The sequence below is a fragment of the Kribbella sp. NPDC051770 genome (genome assembly GCF_040681455.1).
Taxonomy (GTDB): Bacteria; Actinomycetota; Actinomycetes; order Propionibacteriales; family Kribbellaceae; genus Kribbella.
The window spans coordinates 870,601-889,936 of record NZ_JBFAYT010000002.1; the positions used below are offsets into that span (position 1 = coordinate 870,601).

At 69.5% G+C, this 19,336-nt stretch carries 25 protein-coding genes; 13 read left to right on the top strand and 12 right to left on the bottom strand.

Translation table 11 applies throughout. The features are described 5' to 3' along the window. Window positions 1-54: 54 nt before the first annotated feature. Complete coding sequence (locus tag AB0M01_RS10800; protein WP_363667849.1) at window positions 55-1,152, top strand: serine hydrolase domain-containing protein; 1,098 nt, start codon at window positions 55-57, stop codon at window positions 1,150-1,152. 1 nt (window position 1,153) lies between these two features. Here AB0M01_RS10800 and AB0M01_RS10805 read toward each other — a convergent pair whose 3' ends face one another. After that, entirely contained in the window at window positions 1,154-1,327 is a 174-nt protein-coding gene (locus AB0M01_RS10805) for a hypothetical protein (protein WP_363667851.1), read from the bottom strand. A 265-nt stretch (window positions 1,328-1,592) separates the two neighbouring features. Between AB0M01_RS10805 and AB0M01_RS10810 the strand changes: the two genes are divergently transcribed. Further along, window positions 1,593-1,742, top strand: coding sequence for a hypothetical protein (locus AB0M01_RS10810; RefSeq protein ID WP_363667853.1), 150 nt, complete (start codon window positions 1,593-1,595; stop codon window positions 1,740-1,742). Between the two features lie 55 nt (window positions 1,743-1,797). Here AB0M01_RS10810 and AB0M01_RS10815 read toward each other — a convergent pair whose 3' ends face one another. Then, on the bottom strand, window positions 1,798-2,169 hold the full coding sequence (locus tag AB0M01_RS10815) for a VOC family protein (protein ID WP_363667855.1): 372 nt from the start codon (window positions 2,167-2,169) through the stop codon (window positions 1,798-1,800). 128 nt (window positions 2,170-2,297) lie between these two features. Between AB0M01_RS10815 and AB0M01_RS10820 the strand changes: the two genes are divergently transcribed. From AB0M01_RS10820 to AB0M01_RS10830, 3 genes are read left to right on the top strand one after another with little or no spacing between them, the layout of a single operon-like run. Then, window positions 2,298-2,738: a phage holin family protein gene (locus AB0M01_RS10820; RefSeq protein WP_363667857.1), complete on the top strand. Its 441-nt coding sequence runs from the start codon at window positions 2,298-2,300 to the stop codon at window positions 2,736-2,738. Next, window positions 2,738-3,190: a DUF3618 domain-containing protein gene (locus AB0M01_RS10825; protein ID WP_363667859.1), complete on the top strand. Its 453-nt coding sequence runs from the start codon at window positions 2,738-2,740 to the stop codon at window positions 3,188-3,190. The genes AB0M01_RS10820 and AB0M01_RS10825 overlap by 1 nt, the downstream gene beginning before the upstream one ends. Beyond that, a complete protein-coding gene (locus AB0M01_RS10830) occupies window positions 3,187-3,462 on the top strand; it encodes a DUF4235 domain-containing protein (protein ID WP_363667862.1) in 276 nt (91 codons plus the stop codon). Before AB0M01_RS10825 ends, AB0M01_RS10830 begins: the two co-directional genes overlap by 4 nt. A gap of 118 nt (window positions 3,463-3,580) precedes the next feature. Here the strand turns inward: AB0M01_RS10830 and AB0M01_RS10835 are convergent, their stop codons facing one another. Continuing rightward, on the bottom strand, window positions 3,581-3,715 hold the full coding sequence (locus AB0M01_RS10835; protein WP_363667864.1) for a hypothetical protein: 135 nt from the start codon (window positions 3,713-3,715) through the stop codon (window positions 3,581-3,583). Window positions 3,716-3,884: 169 nt separating this feature from the next. Here AB0M01_RS10835 and AB0M01_RS10840 point away from each other — a divergent pair, with 169 nt between their 5' ends. From AB0M01_RS10840 to AB0M01_RS10850, 3 genes are all read left to right on the top strand, one after another. After that, on the top strand, window positions 3,885-4,757 hold the full coding sequence (locus tag AB0M01_RS10840; RefSeq protein ID WP_363667867.1) for a LysR substrate-binding domain-containing protein: 873 nt from the start codon (window positions 3,885-3,887) through the stop codon (window positions 4,755-4,757). A 133-nt stretch (window positions 4,758-4,890) separates the two neighbouring features. After that, window positions 4,891-5,715 (top strand): SigB/SigF/SigG family RNA polymerase sigma factor, encoded by an 825-nt coding sequence (locus AB0M01_RS10845; RefSeq protein WP_363667869.1) that lies wholly within the window; start codon window positions 4,891-4,893, stop codon window positions 5,713-5,715. A 62-nt stretch (window positions 5,716-5,777) separates the two neighbouring features. After that, entirely contained in the window at window positions 5,778-6,278 is a 501-nt protein-coding gene (locus AB0M01_RS10850) for a DNA polymerase ligase N-terminal domain-containing protein (RefSeq protein WP_363667871.1), read from the top strand. Here AB0M01_RS10850 and AB0M01_RS10855 read toward each other — a convergent pair. From AB0M01_RS10855 to AB0M01_RS10870, 4 genes are read right to left on the bottom strand one after another with little or no spacing between them, the layout of a single operon-like run. Continuing rightward, a complete protein-coding gene (locus AB0M01_RS10855; RefSeq protein WP_363667873.1) occupies window positions 6,265-6,561 on the bottom strand; it encodes an AzlD domain-containing protein in 297 nt (98 codons plus the stop codon). The two genes, AB0M01_RS10850 and AB0M01_RS10855, sit on opposite strands and share 14 nt — an antisense overlap. Then, window positions 6,558-7,241, bottom strand: a complete 684-nt coding sequence (locus AB0M01_RS10860) for an AzlC family ABC transporter permease (RefSeq protein ID WP_363667875.1) — start codon at window positions 7,239-7,241, stop codon at window positions 6,558-6,560. Before AB0M01_RS10860 ends, AB0M01_RS10855 begins: the two co-directional genes overlap by 4 nt. Then, window positions 7,238-7,882 carry a nitroreductase family protein gene (locus tag AB0M01_RS10865; RefSeq protein WP_363667877.1) on the bottom strand — a complete coding sequence of 215 codons (645 nt, stop codon included), beginning with the start codon at window positions 7,880-7,882 and terminating at the stop codon, window positions 7,238-7,240. The genes AB0M01_RS10860 and AB0M01_RS10865 overlap by 4 nt, the downstream gene beginning before the upstream one ends. Before the next feature lie 10 nt (window positions 7,883-7,892). Further along, window positions 7,893-8,672: a penicillin-insensitive murein endopeptidase gene (locus AB0M01_RS10870; protein WP_363668102.1), complete on the bottom strand. Its 780-nt coding sequence runs from the start codon at window positions 8,670-8,672 to the stop codon at window positions 7,893-7,895. An 86-nt stretch (window positions 8,673-8,758) separates the two neighbouring features. Between AB0M01_RS10870 and AB0M01_RS10875 the strand changes: the two genes are divergently transcribed. Beyond that, complete coding sequence (locus AB0M01_RS10875; protein WP_363667879.1) at window positions 8,759-9,379, top strand: L-threonylcarbamoyladenylate synthase; 621 nt, start codon at window positions 8,759-8,761, stop codon at window positions 9,377-9,379. A gap of 4 nt (window positions 9,380-9,383) precedes the next feature. Here the strand turns inward: AB0M01_RS10875 and AB0M01_RS10880 are convergent, their stop codons facing one another. The 3 genes from AB0M01_RS10880 to AB0M01_RS10890 form a co-directional block, all read right to left on the bottom strand. Continuing rightward, complete coding sequence (locus tag AB0M01_RS10880; protein ID WP_363667881.1) at window positions 9,384-9,509, bottom strand: hypothetical protein; 126 nt, start codon at window positions 9,507-9,509, stop codon at window positions 9,384-9,386. A gap of 73 nt (window positions 9,510-9,582) precedes the next feature. Beyond that, on the bottom strand, window positions 9,583-10,254 hold the full coding sequence (locus AB0M01_RS10885; RefSeq protein ID WP_363667883.1) for a class F sortase: 672 nt from the start codon (window positions 10,252-10,254) through the stop codon (window positions 9,583-9,585). Then, on the bottom strand, window positions 10,212-11,018 hold the full coding sequence (locus AB0M01_RS10890) for a DUF4397 domain-containing protein (protein WP_363667885.1): 807 nt from the start codon (window positions 11,016-11,018) through the stop codon (window positions 10,212-10,214). The genes AB0M01_RS10885 and AB0M01_RS10890 overlap by 43 nt, the downstream gene beginning before the upstream one ends. Before the next feature lie 223 nt (window positions 11,019-11,241). Between AB0M01_RS10890 and AB0M01_RS10895 the strand changes: the two genes are divergently transcribed. Continuing rightward, complete coding sequence (locus AB0M01_RS10895) at window positions 11,242-11,952, top strand: hypothetical protein (protein WP_363667887.1); 711 nt, start codon at window positions 11,242-11,244, stop codon at window positions 11,950-11,952. A gap of 22 nt (window positions 11,953-11,974) precedes the next feature. Further along, complete coding sequence (locus AB0M01_RS10900; RefSeq protein WP_363667889.1) at window positions 11,975-13,477, top strand: DHA2 family efflux MFS transporter permease subunit; 1,503 nt, start codon at window positions 11,975-11,977, stop codon at window positions 13,475-13,477. Here AB0M01_RS10900 and AB0M01_RS10905 read toward each other — a convergent pair. Next, entirely contained in the window at window positions 13,464-15,458 is a 1,995-nt protein-coding gene (locus tag AB0M01_RS10905) for a neutral/alkaline ceramidase (RefSeq protein WP_363667891.1), read from the bottom strand. The two genes, AB0M01_RS10900 and AB0M01_RS10905, sit on opposite strands and share 14 nt — an antisense overlap. Before the next feature lie 118 nt (window positions 15,459-15,576). Between AB0M01_RS10905 and AB0M01_RS10910 the strand changes: the two genes are divergently transcribed. Both AB0M01_RS10910 and AB0M01_RS10915 read left to right on the top strand, forming a co-directional pair. Further along, complete coding sequence (locus AB0M01_RS10910) at window positions 15,577-16,374, top strand: CPBP family glutamic-type intramembrane protease (RefSeq protein ID WP_363667893.1); 798 nt, start codon at window positions 15,577-15,579, stop codon at window positions 16,372-16,374. Between the two features lie 89 nt (window positions 16,375-16,463). Continuing rightward, window positions 16,464-18,452: a tachylectin-related carbohydrate-binding protein gene (locus AB0M01_RS10915; protein ID WP_363667895.1), complete on the top strand. Its 1,989-nt coding sequence runs from the start codon at window positions 16,464-16,466 to the stop codon at window positions 18,450-18,452. A gap of 172 nt (window positions 18,453-18,624) precedes the next feature. Here the strand turns inward: AB0M01_RS10915 and AB0M01_RS10920 are convergent, their stop codons facing one another. Then, entirely contained in the window at window positions 18,625-19,242 is a 618-nt protein-coding gene (locus tag AB0M01_RS10920; protein WP_363667897.1) for a hypothetical protein, read from the bottom strand. Between the last annotated feature and the right edge of the window lie 94 nt (window positions 19,243-19,336).

The following is a 19,336-nucleotide window of genomic DNA, read 5'->3' on the forward strand; positions in this document are numbered from 1 at the left end:
CGAGTCTGGCAGCATCCCTGTCGAGAACGCCGCGACGACTCCGACGGGACCGGTATGAGCAGCTCACTGCAGCAGACCGTCCAGCAGGCGATCGACGACCTCGTCGGCTCCGGCGCGGAGACCGGCGTACAGGTCGCGGTCTACCGGTACGGCGAGTTGGTGGTCGACGCGGTCGCCGGGGTCGCCGACCTGGCGACCGGGCGGCCGATGCGGCCGGACACGCCGATCTACAGCGGATCCACGGGCAAGGGCGTGACCGCGACGCTGGCGAACGTGCTGGTTGCGCGCGGTGTGCTGGCGTACGACGAACCGATCGCGGCGCTGTGGCCGGAGTTCGCGGCGCACGGGAAGGAGCGGGCGACGCTGCGGCACGTGCTGACGCATTCGGTCGGCGTACCGGCTGTTCCGGCGTCGACGACGCTGGCGGAGCTGACCGACTGGGACGCGATGACGGCAGCGATCGCGGCGAGTGTGCCGTGGTGGGAGCCGGGGGCGAAGACGGCGTATCACGCGCAGACGTTCGGGTTTCTGGTCGGCGAGCTCGTCCGCCGGGCGACCGGGCGGCCGTTGGCGGAGGTGCTGCGGGAGGAGCTGACCGGTCCGCTCGGGGTCGAGGACGAGGTGTACTTCGGGGTGCCGGCGGAGGCGCTCGGGCGAGTGGCGCGGCTGGACGAACCGGCGGGCGAAGTGCCGGCACCGGACAAGCGGTTGGCGCCGGTCGCGGTGCAGCCGCGGGCCGCGAGCATGAACCGGTACGACGTGCTGAGCGCCGACATCCCGTCGGCCGCGACGGCGTCGGCGCGTGGGATCGCGAAGGTGTACGCCGCTGTGCTGGGACCGGTCGAGGGCTCGAGCGCTGCCGAGCGGGTTCAGCTGATCCCCGACGAGTTGCGGGCCGAGATCGTCCGGCCGGCGTTCTCCGGAGTCGACGAGGTGTTCGGAAACCCGGCGGTGTGGGCGCTCGGCTACGCGTACGGAAGGCTCGGCGCGTCAGCCGAGCAGGTGCCGACCACCTTCGGGATGCCAGGGACGGGCGGCAGCGCGGCCTGGGCCAACCACCGCACAGGAGTCACCTTCGCGCTCACCAAGAACCGCTTCGACCTGCTCCGAGCCGACGCCGCGACGCGGCTCGGTGAACTGGTGGCGGGCTGAGCTACGGCGTACGGACCTGGTCCTGGTCGACCCAGACCAGGTGACCGTGGTGGCTGATCAGGATCTCGGGCGAACCGGAGCTCGCCGTACGGCGGGACAACGCCTCGCCGGCGATCCAGCGGCCGCCGATCCGGACGTGCACCGACTCGGGCCGGGTGGGAGTGGCAACAGGCATGGGACCTGACTTCTGAACAGGGGCGGCGACGGGTAGGCGACGTCTGGTGGAACGGGAGTGGCGCTGCAGGTCGGGCATCTTCGTCCTCGGGAGGGACCGCAGTCGTCGGCGCTGTCACGCCGGCTGGCTGCTCAACCAAAGGCCACCCTACAACCGGACCGGAATGATCCCTAGCCGTATCTCGAAACCGCCGGTAAAACAAAGACCTTCAGGAATTCACCGGCCGAAAGCGGGCACCGGGGGTGTGCGACCAAGGAGGTCCACGATGACGACCAACCCGATTCCCCCGATCGTCCCGACCGGCCCGGGCAGCGACCCGGACGAGAACCCCGACCTGGTCGACCCGGCGCTGGAACCGAACCCGGACGACGCTCCCGAGCAGGAGGACCCGAACGAGCAACTGCCCCGGGAATAAGTCTTCGCAAACAATCGGCAGCCGGTCACCGGCTGCCGATTGTTTGTTCCGGAAACTATTTCCACTCGGGCAGCTGCTGCAAAGCCCAGGTGTTGCCGTCCGGGTCGTCGAAGAAGACGAACTTCCCCCACGGGAAGTCCTGCACCTCGCTGACCCCGACCCCGCGCCCGGCCAGCTCGTCGCGGGCCGCCGCCACGTCGGCGACGACGATCTGCAGACCGCGCACCGAGCCCGGCTCGCCCTGCGGCATTCCGGTGCCGAGGGCAATCGAACAGGCCGACCCCGGCGGTGTCAGCTGGACGAACCGGACCTCGTCGCTGACCTGGTGGTCGTGGTCGGCGACGAAGCCGACCTGCTCGGTGTAGAAGGCCTTGGACCGGTCCACGTCACTGACCGGTACCGACACCAACTCCAGTTTCCAATCCATTCCCGTCCCCTCCTGCCTAGGTCCCTGATTCGGCAACTTACCGGGGGAAGCGGTCAGATTCCGGCCACCCGGTTGCCGACCAGGCCCCTGGGTACCGGGTCGTCATCCCGACACCACGGAGGGCAACCATGACGACGCAGACCCCGGCCGTCCACCAGGACGGTCAACGGGCCGCACCGGACGAGCACGTGGGCGCGCTGGTCGCCCAGTTGACCGCCGACGTGAGCCACCTGGTCCGCGACGAGCTGCAGCTGGCCAAGGCCGAGCTGAAGACCAAGGGCAAGGAGGCCGGCCTCGGCGCCGGCCTGTTCGGCGGCGCCGGAGCGTTCGCGTTCTACGGGCTGGGTGCGCTGATCGCGACCGCGATCATCGGGCTCTCGTACGCCGTACCGGCCTGGCTCGCGGCGCTGATCGTGACGCTGCTGCTGTTCGCGATCGCGGGCGTGGCGGCGCTGCTGGGCAAGAAGCACGTCAGCCAGGCGACACCGCCGGTCCCGCAGCGCGCCGTCGAGGGCGTGCACGAGGACCTCGAAGCACTGAAGGGCCACCAGCCGGAAGGGAAGATCTGATGAGCACCACCACGCGCCAGAACACCTCGCGCAAGACGCCCCGGCCCGCGGCCACCGACGGGATGACCGAGGTCGAGGCGCTGCGCGCCGACCTCGAGATGACCCGTCAGCACCTGGCCGACACGGTCCAGGAGCTGAGCCGTCAGCTGAACGTCCCGCGCCGGATCAAGGACTCGGCCGCGAGCGCCGGGCACCGCGCCGCGCAAGCGGCGGGAACCTTCGGCCAGCGCGCGAAGGCGACCGCGGGCGACGTGGGCGTACGCGCGAAGACCACCGCGGGCGGAATGGGCGAACGCGCCAAGCACCTACCGGAGCACGCGAAGAATCTTCCGGCCAAGGCCAATCAAGCTCCTGAACTCGGCCGCAAGCACCCCAAGGCGACCGCCGCCGTCGGTGGCGCGGTCGCGCTCGGCGTGGGCGCGGCGGCCTGGATCGTGGGACGGAACCGGTGAGCACCAAAGCCGTCAAGCTCGCCTACCGCCCGTTCGGCCTGGTCTCCGGGATCGCCGGAGGCCTGGTCGCCGGTGCGATCTTCAAGCAGGTCTGGCGCCGGGTCGCCGACGAGGACGACGCCCCCGACGCCCTGCAGTCGGAGTACCCCTGGCGTCAGCTGCTGCTCGCCGCCGCCCTCCAGGGCGCGGTGTACGCCGTGGTCAAGGCCGCCGTCGACCGCGGCGGCGCCAAGGCCTTCGAACGCTGGACCGGCGAGTGGCCCGGCGACTGATCGCTACTCCCGGAACACGAATAGAACAAGGCGTTCTGGGCACCAGATAGATGTAAGTACTGGTTGCCCAAGGCCCCGGCGTTGAGCAGACAGCGCCGGGGCCGCCACCAGCCGGCAGTCAGTCCGGCGGCTCGGGAGTGACCGGTACGTCGAGTGCCGCATCATCCGTCGTGGACTCCGCCGGCGGATCCTCCTCCGGCCCCCGGGTCTCGTCGACCAGGTCGTCGATCAGCTCTTCCGGCCTCTCGGTCATGGCTCCCCTTCCGTCGCGGAAACAGCTCCCGGTACCCAGTGTCGGCCGACGGACACATCTCACGCTCTGTCGTCATGTTGTCGACGTTCTGCGCGATAGGCCCTCGACGGCCGTGGCGCAAGAGCACTAACGTCACAGCTTCTGGTGATGACTGCAGGTGAGGAAGTTCATGGACGTCGATCTACGGTTGGTGCGCTACTTCCTGGTGATGGCGGAGGAGTTGCACTTCACCGCCGCGGCCCGCCGGTTGTACGTGTCCCAGCCGGCACTCAGCAATCAGATTCGCCGCTTGGAGAACCAGCTGGGGGCCCAGCTGTTCGAGCGGTCCCCGCGGGGCGTGACGCTGACCGCCGCCGGGGACGCGTTCCTCCCGCACGCGCAGAGCGCGCTCGCCGCGATCCGCTCCGGTGTCGCCGAGGCGACCGCCGCCGCAGGGCGCGACCAGGTACTGCGCATCGACGTGCTCCAGACCGACCTGGTCACGCCGCGCGCCGTACTGGCCCGCCTCCGCGAGCGCCTCCCCTCGCTGCGGCTCGAAGTCAGCAGCCGCGGTAGCCGCGAGCAGGAGCAGCGGCTGCTCAGCGGCGAGCTCGACCTGGCGCTCTGCGGCTCGACGGCGCACCTGGCCGACGGCCTTGTCCAGCGGGTGATGCGCCGCGAGGCGCTCGGCATCGCGCTGCCGACGGACCACCCGCTGAGCGACGCCGACGCGGTCGCCGTCCGCGAGCTCGCCGACGAGGTGCACTATCTGCCGCGCGACGACTTCGCCCCCGAGTGGAACGACTTCGTGCTCGGCTGCTTCCGTACGGCGGGCTTCCAGCCGCGCCGGCACCCGGCGAGCACCGACGGGACCAGCTCGGCGCTCGAGCTGGTCAAGGCCGGCGAGTGCGTCGCGCTCGGACTGCTCTCGACGCCGGCGCCGGACGGGGTCGTGGTGAAGCCGCTCGCGGCCGGCGTACCGCCGTACACGTGGACGCTGCGCTGGCGCGATTCCGCGCACCCGCCGACGGCCGCGCTCGGGGTGTTGCGATCCCTGGACTGATGCAACAGGTTCGTGTGAGTTCGGGGTCGGATGCATAACTTCGGCATCCATGGGGTAGGAATGACTCACACAGATATTGACCGCGGTCCAGACATGTGCCGCGCCGTGACTCAACGTCGCGAGGTCAAGAATCATGGGCACCGTACTCACCAGTTCCACCGTCGAAGAGCTGCACCCTTCCGATCCGAAGCAGCGCCGAGACCTGGCCACCCGGGAGCTTCTCTCCCGCCGAGCGGCCACCACCGACGAAAGGCTCCAGCAGTCGTTGCTGGAGGAAGCCATCGAGCTGAACCTGGGCATCGCCCACAGCATCGCGAGCCGTTTCCGCGGTCGTGGTGTCGAGGCGGACGACCTGGACCAGGTCGCCTACCTGGGTCTGCTGAAAGCGGCTCGCAGCTACCGTCCCGACACCGGGACACCGTTCCTGGCGTACGCCGTACCGACCATCCGTGGTGAGGTGAAGCGCTACTTCCGCGACTGCTCGTGGACCGTGCGGATCCCCCGTCGCCTGCAGGAGCTGCAGGGGTCGATCGCGAGCGTCCGCCCGCAACTGGTCCAGGACCTGCAGCGTGATCCCACGCTGGAGGAGCTGGCCGAAGCCGTCGGCACCGACGTGGCCGAGATCGAGGCCGCGATCGCCGCCGACGGGTGCTTCTCGGTCCTGTCGCTGGACCGTCCGGTCGACGGCGAGTCGACCGCGAACCTGGCCGACACGATCGCCGACGAGGAGGACACCTCGTTCGAGCGCACCGAAGCGGTCGCCGTGCTCGAACCGGTGCTGAACGAGCTCGCCCCGCGCGAACGCAAGATCCTCGAGCTGCGTTTCATCGAGGGTCACACCCAGGCCGACATCGGCGCCGAGATCGGCGTCAGCCAGATGCAGGTCTCCCGGCTGCTGCGCGGGATCCTGGACAAGCTGCGCGACCAGATCGAGCCCCCGGCCGTCTCCGCGGCCTGATCGCCCCGCCTGCGGTTCGCCGTACACTTTGCCGTACGGCGAACCGCACGCGGAGGATTTAGATGCCATCGGCACCCATTTTCGTGGTGCAGTTGCACGACGCCCGCCGCCGGCACTACGACGTCCGCCTCGAGGTCGACGGTGTGCTGAAGTCCTGGGCCGTCCCGCTCGGCCCGTCGCTGGACCCGGTGGTCAAGCGGCTGGCCGTGTTCACCACCGACCACGAGCTCGAGTACGCGACGTACGAGGGCGTGCACGCCGACGCCAAGTACGGCAGCGGTGCGGTGATCGTGTGGGACGCGGGCGTCTACACCAATCTCACCCGCGACAAGCAACGCCGGCTGGTCGATCTGGCTGATGCCATCGACCACGGCCATCTCAAGTTCCGCCTCAACGGCGTCAAACTGCAGGGCACCTGGGCGTTCACCCGCACCGACCGCGACTGGCTCCTGGTCAAGGTCCGCGACGACTCCGCCGACCCCCTGCTCGACCTGACCACCACCGAGCCCCGCTCGATCCTCAGCGGCCTCACCATCGACGAGATGGCCGCTACAGCAACCTGATCACCGCGGTCGCGACGATCCCGCCCGCGACCGCGACCAGCATCGGCACCTTCGCCAGCGCCAGTACGCCGGACACCCCGACCCCCGCGAGCTGCGTCCAGTCGACCTGCTTGCCGCCGAGCTCGGTCACGATCAGCCCGGCCAGCAGCACCGGCGCGGTGAGCGCGGTCATCCTGATCACCGACGGCGGCAGCTTGCGCCGGGCGATGACCAGCGGCGCGCTCGCCTTCATCAGCCAGCTCAGCACGGTGACGGCCGCCACGGACAGCCAGACCCTGATCATGCGGTCTCCTTCTCCGGCAGTACGCCGATCAGCGCGGCCGCGGTCGCGCCGAGCAGCGCGTAGCCCGGGCTGGTCACGAACAGCAGCGCGGCTGCGATCCCCGCCCCGAGCAGCGCCGCCACGAACGCCCGTCGCGACCGGCGCAGCTCGTCGATCGCGAGGATCAGGAAGAACGCGGGAAACGCGACATCGAGGCCGAGCGTGTGCATGAGTTCGGGCGAGGGCGCCGTGAGCGCGCCGATCGCCGTACCGCTGACCCAGAAGATCCACTGCGGGACGCTGGCCCCGATCAGCCGGGCGGCGTCGTACCGCCCGTCGTCGGTGTGTGCGGCGACGAACGACGCGTCCGCCAGCGCCAGCGCCTGAATCGATCGCCGGACGCGACCGCCTTCGAGGTTCTCGTTGAGCGCGACGCTCATCACCAGGTAGCGGGCGTTGATCAGCACCGCCGAGGTGATCGCCGCGAGCGCGGACCCGCCGGCCAGCGCGGTCAGCAGCGTGAACTGCGCCGACCCGGAGAACGCCAGCGCCGAGAACACGACCGGAAGCCCGAACCCCCATCCCCGTGCCTCCGCCTCGGCCCCAAAACTCAACGCCAGCACGAAAGCCGCCGCCCCGGGGCCGACCCCGAGGCGCATGCCGTCGATGAACGCCGCGTGTCTCGCGGCACCTCTCGTCACCAGCTGTCGACGTGCAGCACCTCGTCGAGTGGCTGCCGCTTGGCGGGTTTGAAGTCCGTGCCGATCGTGTACGCCGTGGGGATCAGCACCGTCTGGCGGACCTCCTCGGGGATTCCGAGGAGCGTGGAGATCTCGGTCTCGTACTTCAGGTGCAGCGTCGTCCACGCCGTACCGAGTCCGCGGGCACGAGCGGCGAGCATGTAGCTCCAGGCCGACGGGAGGATCGAGCCCCAGAGCCCGGCCTGGTTGCCGGCCGGGAGGTTCTTCGCGGTCAAGCACGGGATCGCCAGCACCGGCACCTGGCCCATCCGTTCGCCGAGGTAGGCCACGCTCGACCCGACCCGCTGCTGGACCGGCGCGCGGTCCGGGTCGTCGGCGTACAGGCGTCCGGCGGCGCCCGAGGACTCCAGGTACGCCGCGACCGCCTGGCGGTAGTACTCGCCGATCTGCGTGCGCTTGTCCGGGTCGGTGACGACCAGCCAGTGCCACGCCTGCCGGTTGCTGCCGGACGGCGCCTGGAGCGCGATCTCGATGCACTCGCGGATCAGCTCCGGCGGCACCGGGCGTTCCAGGTCGAGCCGCTTGCGGACGGTCCTGGTGGTGGTGAGCAGTTCGTCGGGCGTCAGGTCGAGTGTGGTCACCCAGCCAGTCTTAGCAGGTGTACATGCTGTTCGGGTGCACCGTCTCGCAGTACCGGACGTGCAGGTGGTTGTCGTGCGCCGGCCAGTTGCTGGTCAGGCCCTCGCTAATCAGCGTCGGGTCGTTGAACCAGATGTAGCGCACGTGCCCGGGCGCCGCCGCCCGGATCGCCTGCACCAGCTGCCGCGTCGCGGCGCGGTCGTACGTCGCCGACTGCCAGGTGATCCGGCCCGCGGTGCACTGGCCGTTGTCGGTGCGGATCGGCCAGATGTCGATGTCCAGCCCGTTCTCGTGGCTGCCGTGGCCGGGGATGTCGCCGCCGTGCTCGAAGCCGGCGTCGCCGTACGGGACCTTGCCCTGGCCGGTGCCGGCGAAGTTCCGGGTCGCCTGCTCGAGCTGGGCGACGGCGGCGGCCGCGGCCCAGTTGGCCGCCGTACCGTTGCCGTCGGGGTCCTGGTCGCACAGGTTCGCGGTGAAGTCGGGGTAGTCGTAGTGCCAGGTCAGGTTGCGCCAGGTGATCGGTCCGGCGATGCCGTCGGCGCCGATCCCGGCGTGCGACTGGAACGCCGTCACCGCGTCCTTGACCGCGGCGCTGAAGACACCGTCGACCGGGAGCGCCAAGCGCCGCTTGGCGTTCAGCTCGACCTGCAGCGCGCGGACCGCATTGCCGCTGTCGCCCTGCCGGATGGTCGGAACCAGCGCACCCCAGGTCTGCGGACCGACGATCCCGTCGGACCCGAGGCCCTTCGCGGTCTGGAACGCCTGGACTCCATCCGGGGCGGGGAACGGCAGGTCAACGAGTAACTTCTACGGACTCACCATCGGGCAGAATCTTGCAGGCCGCAAGGTCTCGGCCCCGGAGCGCTAGGGTCGGGACCATGGCGAGGTATTTCGACGTGCATCCGGAGAATCCGCAGAAACGCGCGATCGGGCAGGTGGTCGACCTGGTCCGCGGCGGCGGCCTGATCGCGTACCCGACCGACTCGTGCTTCGCGCTCGGCTGCCAGCTGGGCAACAAGGACGGCATCGACCGGATCAAGACGATCCGGCACCTGGACGACCGGCACCACTTCACGCTGGTCTGCCAGGACTTCGCGCAGCTCGGGCAGTTCGTGCACATCAGCAACGCGGTGTTCCGCTCGATCAAGGCGGCCACGCCGGGCAGCTACACGTTCATCCTGCCGGCCACCAAGGAGGTCCCGCGCCGGCTGCTGCACCCGAAGAAGAAGACCGTCGGCGTCCGGATCCCCGACCACGTCGTCGCGCAGGCGCTGGTCGCCGAGCTCGGCGAGCCGCTGCTGTCCAGCACGCTGCTGCTGCCCGACCACGAGGAGCCGATGACGCAGGGCTGGGAGATCAAGGAGGAGCTCGACAACCAGGTCGACGCCGTCATCGACTCCGGCGAGGCCGGCACCGAGCCGACCACGGTGATCGACTTCTCCGAGGACTTCCCGGAGATCGTCCGGGTCGGCGCGGGAGACCCGACGCCGTTCGAGTAACAGCTCAGAGGTGAGAGGTGATCACCGAGATCGACAGCGCCAGGCAGCCGAGCACGAAGACCAGCAGCCAGCGGGCCCGGCGAGCGGCGCGCTCGTCTCCGGGGGCCGGGGGTGCGGTCGGACTTGTCATGTCAACATCATCCACCGGGCCGCGACCTGATTGAACACCGGTACCCCGACTTCAGGGACGGCTCCGGGATGGACTACCTGACCACCCCTACGGGGACGGCCGTCACCAGCAGGTTCGACGCGTAGCCGCCGCGGGCCGCGTCGTACGCGCCGGTGCAGGTGATCAGCGACAGCTTGTGCTCGCCGACCTGGTCGAAGGCTCCACTGCGGGTCGCGAGCGCGTCCTTCGGCACCGACACCACCGAGCTCACCCGGTACGCCGCGCTGTGCCCGTTTCCGTGCACCACAACGGTTTCGCCGACCTTGATCCGCAGCAGCCGCGCGAAGTAACCGATCCCCTCGGTCGCCGAGTCGACGTGCCCGGCCAGGACGACAGCCCCGAACGGATCGCCGGCCTCGGCGCCACCGTCCCACCACCCGACCCGGCGAACCGCGTCCGGTACGGCGAGCCGCCCGTCGACCGTGCCGGCCGGGTCGACCGCGGCCTTGGCGCCACCCGGGAGCACCACCTCGGCGGGGACGAACCGGATCCGCTGGCTGGCGGCCGGCGTACCGACTCTTGCCGGAGGCACCGATCCGGTGGCCGCGGGCGGCGGCCCCGAGCCGCCGCCCGCCTGCCCGCTCCGGCCTGCTCCGTCCGCCGGAGCGGCACACCCCTCCAGGGCCACACCGAGGACGAGAAGCAGGCCGAGCAACACCTTCTTCAGCGACGGACCACCTTCCGGACCGTCACCAGGACCGCGCACGCGGCGAGCAGCGCCAGGCCGATCAGCGGCGCACTCGACGGCTGGTCCTGCATCAGCGCGACCGCCTGACCGCCCGTCCCGGTGTCGACCGTGCCCGGCCGGTCGGACCCGGTCCCGGGCAGCCGAATGGTCCCGACGGCGACATTCATCGTCTTGGAGTTCGGTTCACCGACCGCGAACACCCGGGTCAGATAACCGGCCTTGACGGGTAATGATGCAGGCCCCAGAATGACCGGCCCGGTGGCCCCGGCGGGGACGATCTCGACGGTATACGTTCCAGCCGGAACGACTACGTCGAGTGATTCACCGTTGGCCACGTTGGCGAACAGCACCTTGCCGTTCACCCGAATGTCGGCCGGCCCGACCGCGGCCGTGTGCGCGACCCGGACCGCGGCCTTGTCCTTCGGGACCGCGGTCAGCTTGTTCGCGTACGTCGTGATCACCGGCGCCGCGGTCGGCGCGGCCGGCCGGTGGATCACCACGTCCTGGTTGCTCCCGGCCCCGACCGCGACCTGGCGGTCGACCAGCGTCTTCCCGCCCGCCACAGCAGTGATCCGGCGCTGCCCGGACGCCACCTCGAACGGCCCGACGACCTTGGTCGCGGCGACCCCACGCGCCACGACCTTGCCGTCGACCTGGACGTCCACAGTCTGCCCGGGCAGCCCCTGGACGACGTACACCGTGCCGTTGGTGGCCGCCCCGGCCGGGCTCGCGAGCACCGCCGGCACCGCGGCGACGATCACCCCGAGCACCAGCGAAATCACTCTGCGGAAATGCGGACCGGGAATTCTCGAAAATTCCCCAGTGGATTTCCCTGGGCTTCCGGCGACTGCCCGGAATGGCCCGAACACTTTCCGTTCCCGCATTCACTGCCCCCTCAGAAATGCCACTCCCGAAAATGCCTGACGGTCTAATTCCGGCGTATCGTACGCAGAAGTCGCACTCGGCCACCAGAGGAAGTGGCCGGGTCGTTGGGGGCGATTCAGCATGTCCGTTCGTACCTGTCTGGCCGGCGCCGTACTGATCGTGGGGCTGCTGGCAACGACCGCCTGCTCGTCCGAGCTGGCGGGACCGACCCCGCCCAGCCCAGGACCGTTACCTGCGGGCAGCGGCGCGGCGCCGGTGCAACCACCGCCGACCGCCGAGGGGCCCGGCCTGACCGCGCCGGGGATCCGGCTCACCGCCGTACCGCGCGGTGACGGGAGTTTCGACGTCACCGAAGAGGTGATGCTGCGCGACCCGACCGACCGGTTGCAGCTGCGGCTGCCGCAGTCGGGTGAGCGGCTGCAGGGGATGATGGCGCGAACCACGCCGGAGGCAACCAGTCTGCGGATCGTCGCCGACGGCGATCCGGTGCTGCTGCCGGAGACCGACGTGAAGGCCACCCGGGAGCTGCCGCTGAACGCGGCGGCCACCGAGCTGAAGCTGACCTACCGGCTGAGCGGCTCGTCGGCGCGGAGTCTGCCGTCACGGGTCGGGCGAGCGCTGGCCGCGATCAGCCCGCTGACCGCCGCCACCGACGGGACGCTGCCGACCAACCTGGCCGTGTCGGGTGGCGGTCTGCTGAACGCGGTCTGCCCGCTGATGACCGAGACGCGGTGCGCGGTCGGTGAGCCGCCGGGGCTGGGGATCCAGCAGGGACTGCCGGCCGACCGGGCGCTCGCCGTACTGCAGCTGGACCTTCCGATGCAGCCCTGAGGATCGGCCCTACTCTGTCCTTATGGCGGACGCTCAGGCGGGTTCACCCGATCGAATCGTTTTCGGTACGGCGCGCGCCCGCTGGGTGCTCGCCGCCACGGCCCTCGGGTCCGGTATGGCCTTCCTGGACGGCACGGTCGTCAACGTCGCGCTGCCGGCGATGGGCGAGGACCTGGACGCCGGCATCTCCGGCCTGCAGTGGATCGTCAACGGCTACATGCTGATGCTGGCCTCGCTGATCCTGCTCAGCGGTTCGCTCGGCGACCGGCTCGGCCGGCGGCGGCTGTTCGTCACCGGGGTGATCTGGTTCGCGCTCGCCTCGGCGATCTGCGCGGCCGCACCGAACCTCGAGGTGATGATCGCGGGCCGCGTCCTGCAGGGCATCGGCGGCGCGCTGCTGACGCCGGGCAGCCTGGCGATCCTGCAGACCAGCTTCCAGCCGTCGGACCGCGGCAAGGCGGTCGGCGCCTGGTCCGGGCTCACCTCGGTCGCCGCGGCGGTCGGCCCGTTCATCGGTGGCGGGCTGGTCGACAGCGGATCGTGGCGGCTGATCTTCCTGCTCAACCTGCCGCTGGCCGCCGTGACCGTGCTGGTCACGCTGCGGCACATCCCGGAGTCCCGCGACGAGACGATGGCCGGCAAGCTCGACGGCACCGGCGGGCTGCTGGCCACGGTCGGCCTGGCCGGTCTCACGTACGGGCTGATCAGCGCGGGTGATCACGGCTGGGGCGACCCGATGGTGCTGACCGCGCTGGCCATCGGCGTGGTCGGGCTCGTCGCGTTCGTCGAGGTCGAGCGGCGCAGCTCGCACCCGATGCTCCCGCCGGGCATCTTCGCCAACCTGCGCTTCACCGGCGCCAACCTGGTCACCGTCGTCGTGTACGGCGCGCTCGGCACCGCCACGTTCCTGCTCGTCGTCTACCTGCAGACCGTCCTCGGGTACGACGCGCTGACGGCCGGCGCCGCACTGCTGCCGATGACGCTGTTGATGCTGACGCTCTCCGGGTACGCCGGCAGTCTGTCCGAGCGGATCGGCGCGCGGATCCCGATGACCGTCGGGCCGCTGTTCATGGCCGTCGGCTTCCTGCTGATGCGGCGCATCGAGCCGGGCGTCGGGTACTGGACCGCCGTACTGCCGGGCGTCGTCGTCCTGGGGATCGGCCTGGTCTCGACGGTCGCGCCGCTGACCGCGACCGTGCTCAACTCGGTCGAGGACCACCACGCCGGGATCGCGTCCGGCGTCAACAACGCGGTCGCCCGGTCGGCGCAGCTGATGGCGGTCGCCGCGATCCCGCTCGCGGCCGGGATCACCGGCGACTCCTACCGCGACCCGATGTCGTTCAAGGAAAGCTTCATGATGGCGATGGTGATCTCGGCCGTGCTCGCCGCCGGCGGCGCGGTGCTGGCCTGGGTGACGCTCGGCGACCGCACCTCCCGGCGTACGACGCCGGAAGCGGTGACGACCCACCGGCACTGCGCGCTGGAGTCGCCACCGCTGTCGAACAGCCCGACTAAGACACCGTGAAGGTCCGCGACGTCCCGGTGAACGGCGTGATGGTGCCGTTCAGCGCCTTCGCGTCGCCGTGGTGCACGATCCGGTAGGTGCCGGGGGCATCGGCCTTCCAGGTGATGGTCGCCTTCGAGTCGGCGATACCGCCACGGGCCCAGCGGTACGTCGTACCCCAGTCGCCGTCGTCGGCAACTCGTTGCCATTGGCCACCAACTGACTTCTGCACCTCGAGGAACGTGCCGTTGCGGTGCAGGTTGTTCTTCGGGTGCCCGGTGACGAAGGCGACGGTGACGGTCTGGTTCACCTGGTACGCCGAGGCCGCGTCGGTGAGCACCTGGCCGAACGACTTGAACGGCGGCGGGGCGTCGAGGACGACGCCGGTCTGCAGGTTGAGCTCAGCGGTGATCGGCCTGGGCGGGCGGGTGCCTAGTTGAACCGGCTGGTTGGTTTTGAGCGCCTTCGCCAGCTCGGCGAACTCCTGCTGGTACGCAGGCAACGTGTACTTGCCGAACAGCGTCGACCCACCCTCGTACTGCTGCAGCTGGTACTCCTCGGGCGTCGTCACGTACTGGCTGTACGCGTTGGCGTACCCCTGCACCAGCACGTTCTCCAGCGGTACGCCGAGCTCCTGCGCGACCGTCCTGCGCAGCCGCAGGCCGGACACGATCGTCACCTCACCCGGCACCGCGATCAGGTGCAGCTGCCCGAGCTTGACGAGCTGGATCGGTACGACGTCCGGCGTCGCCTGCAGCTGGCCCGTCGGAACCGCGGGGGCCTTCGGCGACTGGCAGCTGATCAGCCACGGCGGCACGTCCACGTTGAACGGCTTGAGCAGCTCGAAGAACGGGTTCGTGACACCCTCGGGAATGATCGGGATGCCGGGCCCGTCCTCGACGCTGCCGGCCAGCGTGGAGACGCCGACCACGCCCGGGCAGGTCCGGTGCGGCTGCCCGTCCGGGGTGTAGCGCGGGTCGACCTGGACTGCCGACATGTCGACAAATCGCATCCGGGCGTCGACGCTCCCGGCAATGGTTGCCCGCGGCCCGTTGTACGCCTGCTGCGCGGCCTGCTGCTGGCGCTGCCCGATGATCTGCTCGTTGGTCAGCGGATCCTCGGTCGGCCCCGAGCCCGGCCGCAGGTTGAGGTTCGGCGACATGTCCCCGGCGTTGGTGTTCGGGAACGCGGCAACGAATCCGTTGCTGTCGTCGTCGAGGTAGCGCACGCCCTTGAGATCGTGCTCCCAGCGGTAGGCGGCGTACCCCTTGTTGTCCGGTGAGATCAGCGTGTTCTCGTTGGTGATCGAGGTCGGGTGCGTCGCGAACCAGTTGATCGCCCCGATCTCCTTGCTGCCCTGCTGGAACCGCAGTACGGTCACCGCCGGATCGATCCCCTGCGGGAACGCGGCCTTGTCGGCCGCGGGATTCTCGTCGAACGCCGTGCGGGACCGATTCACACTGGCATTCGTCAGCTCGCTGCGCCCAAGACTGATGTCCCCCGGCCGCAGATTCTCGTGCGCCTCGACCACCGCCTCGACAATCCCGTCCACGGTCGCGTCGAACGCCTGCTTCTGAAACCCGAGGATCGACAGGTTGTAGGCCAGGTTGTGCGACTGCCCACCCGGGCCGGAGTGCGTGTGGGTGGCCGACAGCAGCACGTTCCGCTCGCCGTACAGACCGCCGTACTTCGTCTGCAGCTTCGCGAGCACGGCATCACGCTGCGCCTGGAAGATCATCCCCAGATCAGCGTTCACGTAGGCCACCCGCTCCTGCGTCCCCTGATCCACCACCACGAAGGCCCGGGCCCGCAACCGCTGGTGGATTCCCGTCGTGTTCTGCCCGAACTTCGAGTACCCCATCATCCCGTTCTCCGCCGCCGGCCCAGTGACGTCGGAGATCCCACTCCCCACCAGATAAGGCTCCGCAGCCTGCGCCGGCTGCACCCCCACTCCCGCGGCCACCAGCGCCCCCACGACCCCCAACATCCACCACCGCGCCACGGCAACTCCCCTCTCGAAAAACTGAGCACCTCTCACCTTTGCCCCGGAGAGTAACCACCCCGCTCCTCTTTGTGAAGGCCGTGGCGTTTTGACACACTCGTACTGTACGTTCGTACACATGACCTGGATCCGAGCCACCTACGGCCCTCTCGCAATGGCCACCGCCCTAGCCGTAGCCGCCCTGATCCCCAACCCGTGGCTCGCGGCAGCCGCGTGCACCGCGGTCGCCGTCGCGCTGATCCGCCCCTGGCGCCACAACCTCGGCCTGACCGGCGGCATCCGCCCATTCCTGATCGGCCTAGCAGTCCCCCTGGCCGGCGCCACCCTGCTCTTCACCCTCGGCACCCTCACCGGCTGGCTCACCTGGGGCCCGATCGACACCCCTCAACTACTCCGCTTCCTCATCACCAACACGGCCATCGCCGTACTCCTGGAAGCCTTCCCCGAAGAACTAACCCTCCGAGGCCACACCTACACCACCCTGCGCCACACCCGCCCCTGGATCGCGGCGGCAGTCACCACGGCTCTCTTCCTGACCGTCCCCGCCCTGTCCTCAGTCATCCAATGGGCCTTGACCCTGGGCACCCACAACCCCACCCTCGTCCCACCCGGCGAGGACCCCGTCTCCTACTTGATCCTGCTCACGATCTTCGGCCTGACCCTCATCACCGCCCGCAACGCCACCGGCTCCCTGTGGACGTCCATCGGCACCCATCTGATGTTCCTGACCATCAACCGCATCACCCTGTACGGCGAAGACCGCAACGCCGGCTGGTCGATGCGACTGGATACCCCGGACGCGATCCTGCTGATCCCCGCCTACTTGTTGCTTACAGCAATGATCTTTCATCTCACCCGCCACCGCCGAATTGCAACTTCCTGCAATCGCCCCGTACTACAGGCGAAAACCAGGTAATCTGCAGACGACCGCGCCTGTGGCGACGGTCGGAGCATGCGACTCGGGGCGGGTCTCTCGCATGCGTCATCCCACGTCCTGGGGGTTCCATGCACACCTCTGTCCCTACCCGCCTGCCCCGGTCATCGGTACGCCGCACGCTCGGCGCCGCCCTGCTGACCGCAGGCCTAACCCTCGGCAGCCTGTCCGTGCCCGGCGCGCCCGCGAACGCTGCCACGACCGACGCCGACATCTCCTGCACTCCTACGCAGAACGTCTTCAGCGTCAACCCCGACGGCGAGCTGGTGCTCAACTCCTTCAACGACCTGAGCAGCGCCGCGAGCCCGATCCTCGCGGCCCCCGCGAAGGTGATCGGCGGCGGTTGGCAGCAGTTCGGCAAGCTGCTGGCCGGCCCGAACGGCTGGCTGTACGGGATCAACGCCACCGGCATGTTCGGCTACCACTGGAACGGAACGGCGTTCGACGTCGTCGCGAAACCGTTCGGCAAGATCTTCAGCGGCTGGGCGGCCGCCGGGTTGCGAGACAAGATCACCATCGACGCCCGCGGCCACTTCTACCTGATCCAGTCCAACGGCGACCTGCGCCGCTACGTCCTCGACGCCGCGACCAGCACCTTCAGCAGCCAGCCCGTCGGCGGCGGCTGGAACATCTTCAGCTCCATCACCGGCGCCGGCGACGGTGTAATCTACGCGCGGACCCCGGCCGGCGGCCTGAACCGGTACCAGTTCGAGCCGACCAGCGACCGGTTCGTGCACGCCATCTCGCTCTCCAACTCGAACTGGGCGTTCCCGATCGTCACCTCACCCGGCGGCGACGTACTGCTCGGGCTCGACGCGGCCGGGCGGCTGTCCCAGCACCGGTACAAGCGTGACCCCGGCAGCTGGGTGGTCAGCAACCGGACGGTCGGCACCGGCTGGCAGGTGTACTCGCAGGTTGTCGCCACCACCAACGCGTGCACGCTGACCGCCTCGTACGTCCCGCAGCCCCCGGCGGTCCCGACCGAGCTGAACCCGCCGATGGCGGTCCTGCAAACCCCGGCCGGAGCCATCGAGTACGGCCTCGCCAACAACATCGGCGAGGTGAAATGGGGGCACCAGAGCGATCCGATCGACTTCGGCGGCACTGCCTGGAACGCGATGAACGACGGCCAGGCGTTCACCGGAACCCCCGGGCTCGTCCAGGGCGCCGACGGCAGGATCGAGTTCATGCTGCACAACGTGAACAGCCGGTTCGCCGCCCGGACCCAGACCGCGGCCGGATCCACCGAGCTCGGCCCGCTGGTCGACCGGGGCGGCGTGATGGCTTCCAGCGCGGTGTCGGCGAAGAGCCCTGCGAACAACAAGATGGTCAGCTTCGCCGTCGACGGCGACGGGAAACTGTGGGGCAAGCCTGAGCAGACCCAGGGCTTCTTCCCCTGGCAGCCGTACGCCAGCCCGCCCCTGTCCGGGGTTCCGGTGATCGCGCCCGGCCCGAACAACACACTCACGGTGATCGCGCGTGACACCGCCGGCACGTTCTGGGCCGCAAGCTGGAACGGCGGCGGGCTCTCGGCGTTCAGCAGCCTCGGCGGCACAGGTTTCACCGGCAAGGTCTCTGCCGTCCGCTACCCCGGTGACCTGATCAGGGTCTTCGCCCGCGACGCCGACGGACGCATCAAGACCCAGAAGCAGACCGCCGCCGGCACCGCGTTCCCCGGCACCTGGACCACGGTCGGCCCGGAGGACATGACCTGGCCCGGCTCACCGGCCGCCGTCATGGCACCTGACAGCGGCCTGCTCGAGGTCCTGGTTCGTGGCACCGACGGCAAGTACTACTTCGCCCAGGAACTGACCCAGGGCTCCGGCACCTGGCCCACCTTCAAGCCGATCAATCTCCCGGAGAGCGAACAGTACTCCGTGGACGCCACGCCGTTCGTCTACACAGCTCAAGGCGAACAGAAGTGGGCCTTCGCCACCTACAACCAGAACTTCGCCCCCCGAGTCATCACCGCCAGCGCCGCCCCCACCTCCGCCAAGATCGCGAAGACAACCGCCGCCGGCGACCCCACCTTCACCCTCCACAAACTCCCCACCCCCTGACCTACAGCACGAAGGGGGCTCCGGTACCCGGAGCCCCCTTCGTGCCGACAGAAGGTCAGTTCGTCCCCTCGCGCCGAGCGCCTTGGACGTACAAGAAATACCTATCCGTCCCCAATCGTCTCCCCGTCAGCGAATACTCCGTGGGGCAGTTCGACCATGTCGCCTCCGGCCGCTACGCCGGCGAGCCGACCGTCGACCTGAGCGATGCAGCGGTGAATCCGTTCTGCACGCCCGGAACACCTCTGAGTCGCTGTCGGATGAGCGCCGCGACCTGTGCGTCCCGAGCGAGAACGGTGACCTGAGGGGTCTTGCTGGCAGTCGGCGTCAGGTACGGCTCGGCGACGACGACGACATCGGTTCCCAGCCACCAGCCTGTCGTCGAACCTGCCGCGGACTCGTCAGCTTCCAGGGCTCCCAGCGTCGCCACGACCGCCCCCGGCGTGCCACTGAACACCGTGACATAGGTCCACCCCGTGAAAGCGTGCCACAAAGCGATGCACTCCAGCATGTGCTCGACCGAGTCGAACAGCTGTCCGAATTCTCCTGACCATGAGCATCCGAAGGCACCTGACGCAGAGATCATGAACGCGCACTGGGCATCGCTGTGATCCGCGGCCAAGAACATGAACGAACCGTCCGTGACCGCCCGAACAAGCACGCCGGGCCGCCTGGCGGCCAACCACAGCTGACCCTCCAGCACCCCGCCAGGCACGGAGAACCTGAGTCCTCCGTACTCGCTCGCGTACTGCCTGGCTCTGTCGACCAGGTCCTCGCCCGCTCCGACCGCCACGGAGTCACTCTCCGTTCGCCGCGCCGCTGCAGGACGCTGATCGAGGCTGAGGACCGTCCCTCGCGTCCGCACGAACTCGGTCGCCCGAACCGAC